This is a genomic window from Pseudomonas sp. D47 (genome assembly GCF_045447305.1).
Taxonomy (GTDB): Bacteria; Pseudomonadota; Gammaproteobacteria; order Pseudomonadales; family Pseudomonadaceae; genus Aquipseudomonas.
On the sequence record NZ_JBJGXU010000065.1, the window covers coordinates 21,461 to 31,889 of the forward strand.

The following is a 10,429-nucleotide window of genomic DNA, read 5'->3' on the forward strand; positions in this document are numbered from 1 at the left end:
CCCTTGGTCAGGATTTCAGGTAGCCGTTAGCGGCCAGAAAACTTTCAGTGATGTTCCCAGATGCTGGCTCTGCGGCCTTATCGCCCAACAACAGGCGCTCCAGGTAACGGGCAAGCAAGTCGACTTCCAGATTCACCCGGCGACCTGGCTGATAAGACGCCATGATGGTTTCGCTCAGGGTGTGGGGAATGATGGTCAGTTCAAATTCGGCGCCATTCACGGCGTTCACGGTCAGGCTGGTGCCATCGACGGTGATTGAGCCTTTGTGGGCGATGTACTTGGCCAGCTCTTTAGGCGCGCGAATGCGGAATTCCACGGCGCGTGCGTTTTCGCTGCGCGAAACCACTTCGCCGACGCCGTCGACGTGGCCGCTGACCAAGTGGCCGCCCAGGCGGGTGGTCGGGGTCAGGGCTTTTTCCAGGTTGACCGGGCTGCCGGCCTTGAGGTCGTTCATCGCGGTGCAGTCCAGGGTTTCCCGGCTGACATCAGCGGCAAAGCCGTTGCCCGGCAGCTCGATGACGGTCAGGCACACACCGCTGACGGCGATGCTGTCGCCCAACTTGACGTCGTCGAGATCCAGCTTGCCGGTCTCAACCAGCAGGCGGATGTCGCCGCCTTTGGGGGTCATGGCACGGATGCTGCCGATGGATTCGATAATGCCGGTGAACATGGCCTTCTCCTGGAAAACGGGACGGGCGCTTGAGCGCCCGGTCAGAATTATACGCTCGCTGCTGGCATAGGTATGGCAGTGACTCGCCAGTCATCGCCTACAGCGCGCATTTCAGTGATCTTGAGTTGGGGGGCATCGGCCAGTTTCTCAAGCGGCCAGTCCAGCAAAGGCCGGGCGGCGGAGCCGAGGAACTTGCCGGCGACGAATATCACGTACTCGTCCACCAGCCCTTGCTGGGCAAACGCGCCCGCCAGGCTTGGGCCAGCCTCTACCAACACTTCGTTGACGCCACGGGCGGCCAGGGCCACCAGCGCCGAACGCAGGTCAACCTGACCGTCGACGCCCGGCACTACAAGGCACTCGGGGCCACGGGGGAACTGGTTTTCCGGCGTCACGCAAGTGATGACCAGCGCAGGGCCAGCCTTGAAGAATGGCGCGTTGAGCGGCACTCGCAGGCGCCCGTCGATCAACACGCGCAATGGCGGACGTGACATGGCTAAGGCAGTGGTGGCTTCATCCAGGCCCAATTCGGCGGCGCGCACGGTCAACCGGGCGCCGTCGGCCAAAACCGTATCGGCGCCGGTCAGCACCACGCTGGCCTCCGCACGCAGGCGCTGTACAGCAGCGCGGGCAGCCGGGCCGGTGATCCATTGGCTTTCGCCGCTGGCCATCGCGGTGCGACCGTCCAGGCTCATTGCCAGCTTGACCCGCACAAACGGCAGGCCGTGTTCCATACGCTTGAGGAAACCCGGGTTCAGCGCGCGCGCTTCGCTTTCCAGCACGCCACTGCGGGTTTCGATACCGGCTTGAGCCAAACGCCGTAAACCGCGCCCGGCCACTTCGGGGTTCGGGTCCTCCATCCCGGCCACCACCCGCGCAACACCGGCAGTCACCAGTGCGTCGGCACACGGCGGTGTGTGCCCATGATGGCTGCAAGGCTCCAACGTCACGTACACCGTGGCGCCGCGCGCCTTATCGCCAGCGGCGCGCAGGGCATTCGGTTCGGCGTGGGGTTCGCCGGTGCGCTCGTGCCAGCCTTCGCCGACAATCTGCCCATCGCGCACAATCACGCAGCCCACACGCGGATTAGGATGAGTGGTGTACAGGCCCTTGCGCGCCAATTCGAGGGCGCGGGCCATGTAATGGGCGTCGAGGACGGTTTGTTCTGCAGAAGGCGAGTTCATTTCTTGACCGGCTCACGGGCCAGGCGGTCGATTTCTTCGCGGAACTCATTGAGGTCCTGGAAGCGTCGATACACCGAGGCGAAACGGATATAGGCGACTTCGTCGAGCTTTTGCAGCTCGCCCATCACCAGTTCTCCAACCACCAGGCTCTTGACCTCGCGCTCGCCGGTCGCGCGCAGCTTGTGCTTGATATGCGCCAGCGCCGCCTCCAGCCGCTCGACACTCACCGGGCGTTTTTCCAGGGCGCGCTGCATACCGGCGCGCAGTTTTTCTTCGTCGAAAGGCTGGCGGCTGCCGTCGGACTTGATCAGACGTGGCAGTACCAGTTCGGCGGTTTCGAAGGTGGTGAAACGTTCACCGCAGCCAGAGGCCAGGCATTCGCGCCGGCGACGCACTTGATCGCCCTCGGCGACCAAACGCGAATCAATGACCTTGGTGTCGTTGGCACCGCAGAAGGGACAGTGCATGGTGGCAGGCAACAAAAAAAGGGAGGGCCATGGTAGCGCATCCCTGTGGCAAGACAAGCCATAGCCTTTACGGTATATAGGCTGACTATTATGTTTCATATTTTTTAAGCCACGGATTTTGTCCTTTCTGGAGCCGTACATGCAGTTACGACCACTCGTTTTACTCGCCCTGTTCAGTTTTCTGGTCGCCTGCAGCAGCGAAGCCCCCAAGCCTTCGTCGCCTCAACCAACGCCCGCCCAAGAGAAAAAAGTACCAGGTATTGAAGACCTCGGCCCCCTGCCGGCCTATCAACGGGAAATCAATGGCAACCTCACCAACATCCCCGCCGGCGCCGAAGTCGAACTGGCGATGCTGGTGATCGACGAACGCAACCGCCCGCAACAACTGCTCGCCAGCAGCGTACTGACCGGCAACGGCAAGCCACTGGCCTTCCGCCTGCGCTTCAACCCCGAAGCCTTCCCGGCCGGTGCACGCGTTGAACTGCGCGGGCGCGCCAGCCAGTCCGGCCAGTTGATCCTGCACCTGCCTGCCGTGCGCATCACCCAGGCGATCACCCAAACCACCGGCCCCCTGCAACTCGTCAAGGCACCATGACGCCACCGTTGGACCTGCAACGCGCCCTGAGCGAACTGATCGGCGACGCGCAGTTGGTGCCCTGCCCACTGCCGGGCACCGTGTTGTCGTTGTGGCTGTTGGATGCGGACAACATGGACCGCGCCTTCAGCCCCGAAGAAACCCGACGCATCCTGCATGAGCCGCCGTACTGGAGTTTTTGCTGGGCCAGCGGTTTGGCGCTGGCGCGCTACCTGGCGGCGAACCCTGAGTGGGTCGCCGGCAAACGCGTGCTGGATTTTGGCGCTGGTTCCGGCGTGGCTGGCATTGCCGCCGTTAAGGCTGGCGCGTTGGAAGTGGTGGCCTGCGACCTCGACCCGCTGGCCTTAGCGTCCTGCCGGGCAAATGCCGAGCTCAACGGCGTGCAGCTGAGTTACTCAGCCGACTTTTTCGCCGAAGCCGACCGCTTCGACCTGATCCTGGTCGCCGATGTGCTCTACGACCGCGCCAACCTGCCGCTGCTGGATCAATTCCTGACGCGCGGCCGTGAGGCCCTGGTGGCGGACTCGCGGGTGCGGGACTTCCAGCACCCGGCTTATCAGCGTCTGGGAATCCTTGATGCGCTGACGCTGCCCGACTTGGCCGAGCCTTGGGAGTTTCGCAAGGTGAGCCTGTACCATTCGCGGCGCCCTTGAGGCCATCGCGGGCAAGCCCGCTCCCACAGTTGACCGCGCCCCTCTGTGGGCGCTGGCGTGCCTGCGAGAGCGATCTTGAATCAACCACGCTTTCAGCCAACCGTGCCAGCCCTTATAGTTGCCCCATTCCCGCTTTATTCGAGATGCCCCATGAGTGAGCCCACGCCGTACATTTTCGACGTCACCACCGCCAACTTCGACCAGGCGGTTATCCAGAACTCCTTCGAAAAACCCGTACTCGTGGATTTCTGGGCCGAGTGGTGCGCGCCGTGCAAGGCGTTGATGCCAATGTTGGCGAAAATTGCCGAGAGTTATCAGGGCGAGTTGCTGCTGGCCAAGGTCGATTGCGAGGCCGAGCAGGATATCGTCGCGCGCTTTGGCATTCAAAGCCTGCCCACCGTGGTGCTGTTCAAGGACGGCCAGCCGGTGGATGGGTTTGCCGGGGCGCAGCCGGAGTCGGCGGTGCGGGCGATGCTGGAGCCGCATGTGCAGATGCCGCCGCCCGCTGCAGCTGACCCGCTGGAACAGGCCCAGGCGCTGTTTGCCGAAGGCCGTATCAGCGACGCCGAAGCGGTGCTGGTGGCACTATTGGGCGAAGACAACACCAATGCCGCCGCCCTGATCCTGTACGCGCGCTGCCTGGCCGAACGTGGTGAATTGGGCGAAGCCCAGGCCGTGCTCGACGCGGTGAAAAGCGATGATCACAAAGCCGCCCTCGCCGGGGCCAAGGCGCAAATCACCTTCCTGCGCCAGGCCGCAGACCTGCCCGACGCCGCCGACTTGAAAAGCCGCCTGGCGCAAAACCCGCAGGACGATGAAGCGGCCTACCAGCTGGCGATTCAGCAACTGGCGCGCCAGCAATACGATGCGGCGCTGGAAGGCTTGCTCAAGCTGTTTATCCGCAACCGCAGCTACAGCGAAGGCCTGCCGCACAAGACCTTGCTGCAGGTGTTCGAACTGCTCGGCAATGACCACCCGCTGGTCACCGTGTACCGCCGCAAGTTGTTCGCTGCGCTGTACTAATCGCCGACCCAGCTGTACAGCGGCGTATCTCCGCCGCTGGCCACTTTGACCTTGGCGCTATGGCGCAAGCGCACCAGCAGGCGTTTGCCTGATGCGGCGTCGCCGGCCAAGCCTTCCAACTGATCGAGCAATTCCAGCCCGTTGAGTTGCCCGGCCTTGCGCAACAGGTCTTGGGCGTTCTGCCACAGATCGTCGTTCTGTTTAACCGGCGCAGCGGTTGGCTCGCTCGGCATGGGCGCCGCCTGCAAGTGGGCGCCCAGTCGCGCCCAATCACCGTCGTCCAGCTCCAGGGTCAAGTCCACCGGCATGTCGCCGACGGTTCCGCGAATTCGCAACATCGTCATTCTCCTGCACTTTTCTGACAGGCATGCTCCCACGCGGCTTGCGCAACGCCAAGCGGGCGGTCAAACTCTGGGGCTATTGTTATAAGATCACATAACAAAACTTTCATGTTCTGGAGCCTTCTCATGCGCCGTCTGCTGCTTGCTTTGCCGTTTGCCCTGTTGCCACTGGCTATCGCCCATGCCGCCGAAGAACATGATCATGACCACGCGCATGGCAGCCTCGGCGCGCATGAACACGGCGTTGGCCGCCTCAACGCAGTGCTCGACGGTCAGGCCCTGGAGCTTGAGTTGGAAAGCCCGGCGATGAACGTGGTGGGCTTCGAACACCTGGCTACCACCGCCGCCGACAAAGCCAAGGTCGCCGCCGCACGCAAACAGCTGGAAAACCCGCTGGCCCTGTTCAAACTGCCTAAGTCCGCCGGTTGCGTGATCAGCACCCAGGAACTCAACAGCCCATTGTTCGGCGACAAGCCAGAAGCCGAGCATGACGACGACGATGACGACCACGCCACCGACGGCAAAGGCGCGGCCGCTCACGAACATCATCACGACCACAGCGAAATCCACGCGCACTACCAATTCACGTGCGCCACACCGACTGCACTGAGCAATCTGGACCTGAGCCAGGTGTTCAAGACCTTCCCCGCCACCCAGAAAATTCAGGTACAACTGATCGGCCCAAGCGGTCAGCAGGGTGTTGAAGCGACGGCCACCGCGGCCAGCCTGAAATTCTGATGTGAAAACCCAATCACTGTGGGAGCTGGCTTGCCTGCGATGCAGGCTCTTCGGTCTATCCGGCACACTGCGGCGATGCTATCGCAGGCAAGCCAGCTCCCACACTTGATCGGTGTCATCATCCAAATCAAACCAGACCACTGATTTCCTATGACCCAAGCGTTAATCGAACTGTCTGATCTGGGCTTCAACTGGCCCGGCCACCCACAGTTGCTGGACATCCCCGCATTCCGCCTGGAAGCTGGCGAAACCCTGTTTCTCAAAGGCCCCAGCGGCAGTGGCAAAACCACTCTGCTCGGGCTTTTGGGCGGCGTGCAGAAACCCACCCGGGGCAGCATTCGCCTGCTCGGCCAGGAGCTGACCGAGCTGTCGGCCGGCGCCCGCGACCGCTTCCGCGTGGACCACACCGGCTACATTTTCCAGCAGTTCAACTTGCTGCCGTTTCTATCAGTGCGCGAGAACGTTGAGCTGCCTTGCCACTTTTCCAAGCTGCGCGCGCAACGCGCGGTTCAGCGCCACGGCAGTGTCGACCAGGCCGCCGCGACCTTGCTCGCGCATTTGGGTTTGAAAGATAAAGACCTGCTCGAGCGCCGCGCCGACTCACTGTCCATCGGCCAACAGCAACGCGTAGCCGCCGCCCGTGCGCTGATCGGCCAACCGGAGCTGGTGATCGCCGACGAACCCACTTCGGCCCTGGACTACGACGCCCGCGAAGCTTTCATCCAGTTGTTGTTCGCCGAATGCCGCGAAGCTGGCGCCAGCCTGCTGTTTGTCAGCCATGACCAGAGCCTGGCGCCGCTGTTCGACCGCAACCTGTCGCTGACAGAACTCAATCGCGCCGCCACGCCCGCAGAGGTTTGAGATGTATCTGTTCCGTCTAGCCATGGCCAGCCTGGCTAACCGCCGCTTTACCGCGATCCTCACCGCCTTCGCCATCGCGCTCTCAGTCTGCTTGTTGCTCGCGGTAGAACGCGTGCGCGTTGAGGCGCGCAACAGTTTTGCCAGCACCATCAGCGGCACCGACCTGATCGTCGGCGCCCGCTCGGGCTCAGTCAACTTGCTGCTGTACTCGGTATTCCGCATCGGCAACGCCACCAACAACATCCGTTGGGACAGCTACGAGCACTTCGCTGCCAGCCCGCAGGTGAAATGGGCGATCCCGATTTCCCTCGGCGATTCGCACCGCGGCTACCGGGTGATGGGCACCAACGAATCCTACTTCGAGCATTACCAGTACGGCCGCAAACAGAACCTCGAACTGGCCATCGGCCGCGCCTTCGCCACCGACACGTTTGAAGTGGTGCTTGGTGCTGAAGTTGCCGATGCACTGCATTACAAGCTCGGCGACAAGCTGGTGCTGGCCCACGGTGTCGCGGTGGTCAGCCTGGTGAAGCACGATGACAAACCATTCACCGTGGTCGGCATTCTGAAACGCACCGGCACCCCGGTGGACCGCACGCTGCATATCAGCCTCGGCGGGATGGAAGCCATCCATATCGACTGGCACAACGGCGTGCCCGCCCAAGGCAAGGGCCGTATCAGCGCCGATCAGGCGCGCAATATGGACCTGACCCCGCAAGCCATCACTGCGTTTATGCTCGGGTTGAACAACAAGATCTCCACCTTTGCCCTGCAACGCGAGATCAACGAATTCCGTGGTGAACCGATGCTGGCGATCCTGCCGGGCGTGGCGCTGCAAGAGCTGTGGAGCATGATGGGCACCGCCGAAAAGGCACTGTTTGTGATCTCGCTGTTCGTGGTGCTGACCGGTTTGATCGGCATGCTCACGGCGATCCTCACCAGCCTCAACGAACGCCGCCGCGAGATGGCGATCCTGCGCTCGGTGGGCGCACGGCCCTGGCATATCGCAACGTTGCTGATCTTCGAAGCGTTCGCCCTGGCCTTGTCCGGTGTGGTGGCGGGCGTCGGCTTGTTGTACGTGTGCATCGCCGCGTCGCGCGGGTATTTGCAGGCCAACTATGGCCTGGACTTGCCGATGTCGTGGCCCAGCGAATATGAATGGACCTTGCTCGCCGGTATCTTGGCGGCCGCGCTGTTGATGGGCAGCGTGCCCGCGTGGCGTGCCTATCGACAATCTCTGGCCGATGGCCTGTCCATACGTTTATGAGGAAGGCTTCGATGCGTCGTGCCCTGTTTGCCTTGCTGCTGGTGGTGGTGGTGGTGCCTGCCTGGGCCGAAGATCAGCCCAAGGATCTGTCCTGGCAGGAAATGATCCCGCTGGACGCGCCGCCGGAAATCCCCAATATGAAGCCGTTGCACGACCTGTCGAGCATGGCCGATGCGCTGTCGGTCGAGTCGGCGCCTGCCGTCAAGCAAGACTTGCCCAACGCACCAGTGGTGCAGAGCCTCGACGGCCAGCACATCCGTTTGCCGGGTTACATCGTGCCGCTGGAGGTCAGCGAAGAAGGCCGCACCACCGAGTTCTTGCTGGTGCCGTATTTCGGCGCGTGCATCCATGTGCCGCCACCGCCGTCGAACCAGATCGTGCATGTGAAAAGCGAAGTCGGGGTGAAACTCGACGAGCTGTACCAGCCGTATTGGATCGAGGGCGCGATGCAGGTCAAGCCGTCTTCGAGTGAATTGGCCGATGCCGGTTATCAGATGGACGCCGACAAGATTTATGTCTACGAACTGCAGGAATAAGGCCTGTTCACCCTTTCATTGAGCTGAGTCAAAGGATCGAACGGAACGATCTTTACCATTGGACGTACAACTTTTAACGTCCTCTTGGAGCTCCCATGAACAAGTCTCTGCTCGGCGCGTCCCTCTTCGCGCTCGCCCTCGCCGCCCCTGTCGCACACGCTCACGAAGCGGGCGACATTCTGATTCGCGCCGGTGCAATCACCGTGAATCCGAAAGCAGACAGCAGCAGCGTGAAGGTTGACCAGGGCCCATTGGCGGGCACCAACCTGGGCGGCAAGGCGACCATGAGCAGCGACACTCAACTGGGCCTCAACTTCGCCTACATGATCACCAATCACGTCGGTATCGAACTGCTGGCGGCCACGCCGTTCGAGCATGACGTGAAGATCAAGAACACCGCCCTGGGCGCTGCCAACGGCAAGCTCGGTACGCTGAAACACCTGCCGCCGACCTTGAGCGTCGTGTACTACCCGCTCGACAACAAATCCGCCTTCCAACCGTACGTGGGCGCCGGTATCAACTACACCTGGATCTACGACGAGCACGTCGGCAGCCGCGCCGAACAAGCTGGCTTCAGCAACTTCAAGGCCGAAAACTCCTGGGGCTGGGCCGCGCAGATCGGCGCCGACTACATGATCAACGACAAGTGGATGATCAACGCCCAGGCGCGTTACATCGACATCAGCACCAAGGCCACCGTGGACAACAACGCGCTGGGCCAAGGCACACGCGCCAAGGTCAACGTGGACGTCGACCCGATGGTTTACATGGTCGGTATTGGCTACAAGTTCTAAGCAACACGGCATAACCCATGTGGGAGCTGGCGTGTGTGGGAGCTGGATTGCCTGCGATAGCATCACCTCGGTATCACTGATACACCGAGGCGATGCTATCGCGGGCAAGCCCGGCTCCCACACACGCCCGCTCCCATATTTGGTTTTGTAGGGTCTCAGCTGTGGCGGTAGAGCCTGTCGGGCATCGCCGGCAACCCCACACAAAACCTGATCCCACATTGGTTTTGTGTGGTGTCAGCTATGCCGATAGAACCGATCCAGCAGCGCCGGTAAACCGGCCCGCCACGCCCGTGGCTTGATGCCGAAGGTGTGCAGAATCTTCTTGCAGGCCAGCACCGCATGTTGCGGTTCATCCGCCGCATCCGGCCGTGCCGCATGGGCCTGGGCGGTGGGGGACTCGATCGCCAGCGGGTGAAAATTACGTGCTTCAGTGAGGATCGCCTGGCCCAGCGCCAACGGTGTGGTCGCCTCGTGCCCGGCGTAGTGATACGTGCCCCACAGCGGCGCCGCGCAATCAAGTTGCTTGAGCACCGAGATGATCACCCGCGCCGCGTCGTCCACCGGCGTCGGGTTACCGCGCCGATCATCGGCCATCAGCAGCTCGTCCGGCTTCTCGGCCCGGGCCAAAAAGCGCCCGAGGGTGCCGTCCACGCTGTCATCCAGCAGCCAACCAAACCGTAGCAGTACATGTTGCGGGCAAGTCGCACGCACGCTCTGTTCGATACGCCACAACGCCTGGCCGCGCAGGCCCAGGGGCACCGGCTCGTCTTTTTCGCTGTAGGCGGTGGCGCGGGAGCCATCGAACACGCGGTAGCTGGAGGGTTGCAGCAAGGTGATGTTGTGGTGCTGGCAAAGCTCGGCCAGGCGTTCGATGGCGAACTCCTGGGCAGCCAGGCGGGTTTCGCTGACCGCTTCGGCCTGGAACCAGTCGAAATAGTAGGCGAGGTTGATCAACGCATCGGGACGAGTGTCGTCGAGCAATTGGGTGAGGCTCGCGGCATCCCAGCCGTCTTGGGGCGGTTTGGGTGCGAGGAAACCAATGTCTTCCTCTGCACCGAGGCGAATCAGCGCCTGCCCGAGGGCATTCCCGCCGCCCAGTAACATAAGGCGCATTCGCATAGAGTGTGCAGGCCCGGTCTGTTTGGAACGATGGTTATTGTCGACGGGCGGGTAACGCCTGCCGTAGGTTTATTCCAGAATCGTTGCATTTTGCGGGTTTGTAGCGCAACCGTCACGGATAAAGTGCGGGGTTGCAACTTGGCACCGCTGGGTGCATATCCGTTATTTGGGTAACGGCGGC

General features: G+C 62.1%; 13 protein-coding genes. 8 read left to right on the forward strand and 5 right to left on the reverse strand.

Annotated elements, in window-relative coordinates; translation table 11 throughout:
• Positions 1 to 7: 7 nt before the first annotated feature.
• Genes ACI77I_RS27140 through nrdR form a run of 3 tightly spaced genes read right to left on the reverse strand, consistent with a single transcriptional unit; the run spans position 8 to position 2,321 of the window.
• Positions 8 to 670: a riboflavin synthase gene (locus tag ACI77I_RS27140; RefSeq protein ID WP_094952311.1), complete on the reverse strand. Its 663-nt coding sequence runs from the start codon at positions 668 to 670 to the stop codon at positions 8 to 10.
• Positions 671 to 717: 47 nt separating this feature from the next.
• Entirely contained in the window at positions 718 to 1,854 is a 1,137-nt protein-coding gene (gene ribD, locus ACI77I_RS27145; RefSeq protein ID WP_242152938.1) for a bifunctional diaminohydroxyphosphoribosylaminopyrimidine deaminase/5-amino-6-(5-phosphoribosylamino)uracil reductase RibD, read from the reverse strand.
• Complete coding sequence (nrdR, locus tag ACI77I_RS27150; protein WP_053258286.1) at positions 1,851 to 2,321, reverse strand: transcriptional regulator NrdR; 471 nt, start codon at positions 2,319 to 2,321, stop codon at positions 1,851 to 1,853. The genes ribD and nrdR overlap by 4 nt, the downstream gene beginning before the upstream one ends.
• A 139-nt stretch (positions 2,322 to 2,460) precedes the next feature.
• Here nrdR and ACI77I_RS27155 point away from each other — a divergent pair, with 139 nt between their 5' ends.
• The 3 genes from ACI77I_RS27155 to trxA all read left to right on the forward strand — a co-directional run bounded on the left by ACI77I_RS27155 (position 2,461) and on the right by trxA (position 4,592).
• Positions 2,461 to 2,916: a YbaY family lipoprotein gene (locus tag ACI77I_RS27155; protein ID WP_094952309.1), complete on the forward strand. Its 456-nt coding sequence runs from the start codon at positions 2,461 to 2,463 to the stop codon at positions 2,914 to 2,916.
• The gene (locus ACI77I_RS27160) at positions 2,913 to 3,569 is read left to right on the forward strand and encodes a class I SAM-dependent methyltransferase (RefSeq protein ID WP_406999285.1); all 657 of its coding nucleotides are present in this window, start codon (positions 2,913 to 2,915) and stop codon (positions 3,567 to 3,569) included. Before ACI77I_RS27155 ends, ACI77I_RS27160 begins: the two co-directional genes overlap by 4 nt.
• A 150-nt stretch (positions 3,570 to 3,719) precedes the next feature.
• On the forward strand, positions 3,720 to 4,592 hold the full coding sequence (gene trxA / locus ACI77I_RS27165) for a thioredoxin (protein WP_406999287.1): 873 nt from the start codon (positions 3,720 to 3,722) through the stop codon (positions 4,590 to 4,592).
• On the opposite strand, the gene ACI77I_RS27170 is transcribed toward trxA, so the two are convergent.
• Positions 4,589 to 4,930 (reverse strand): hypothetical protein, encoded by a 342-nt coding sequence (locus ACI77I_RS27170; RefSeq protein ID WP_094952306.1) that lies wholly within the window; start codon positions 4,928 to 4,930, stop codon positions 4,589 to 4,591. The two genes, trxA and ACI77I_RS27170, sit on opposite strands and share 4 nt — an antisense overlap.
• A 129-nt stretch (positions 4,931 to 5,059) precedes the next feature.
• Here ACI77I_RS27170 and ACI77I_RS27175 point away from each other — a divergent pair, with 129 nt between their 5' ends.
• From ACI77I_RS27175 to ACI77I_RS27195, 5 genes are all read left to right on the forward strand, one after another.
• Entirely contained in the window at positions 5,060 to 5,671 is a 612-nt protein-coding gene (locus tag ACI77I_RS27175; protein ID WP_242152944.1) for a DUF2796 domain-containing protein, read from the forward strand.
• 150 nt (positions 5,672 to 5,821) lie between these two features.
• Entirely contained in the window at positions 5,822 to 6,532 is a 711-nt protein-coding gene (locus ACI77I_RS27180) for an ABC transporter ATP-binding protein (RefSeq protein ID WP_094952304.1), read from the forward strand.
• A 1-nt stretch (position 6,533) separates the two neighbouring features.
• Positions 6,534 to 7,799 carry an ABC transporter permease gene (locus tag ACI77I_RS27185; protein ID WP_406999289.1) on the forward strand — a complete coding sequence of 422 codons (1,266 nt, stop codon included), beginning with the start codon at positions 6,534 to 6,536 and terminating at the stop codon, positions 7,797 to 7,799.
• An 11-nt stretch (positions 7,800 to 7,810) separates the two neighbouring features.
• Entirely contained in the window at positions 7,811 to 8,335 is a 525-nt protein-coding gene (locus ACI77I_RS27190; protein ID WP_406999291.1) for a DUF3299 domain-containing protein, read from the forward strand.
• A 95-nt stretch (positions 8,336 to 8,430) separates the two neighbouring features.
• Entirely contained in the window at positions 8,431 to 9,129 is a 699-nt protein-coding gene (locus tag ACI77I_RS27195; RefSeq protein WP_094952301.1) for an OmpW family protein, read from the forward strand.
• Between the two features lie 234 nt (positions 9,130 to 9,363).
• On the opposite strand, the gene ACI77I_RS27200 is transcribed toward ACI77I_RS27195, so the two are convergent.
• Entirely contained in the window at positions 9,364 to 10,248 is an 885-nt protein-coding gene (locus ACI77I_RS27200) for a sugar nucleotide-binding protein (RefSeq protein WP_017135982.1), read from the reverse strand.
• Positions 10,249 to 10,429: the final 181 nt, after the last annotated feature.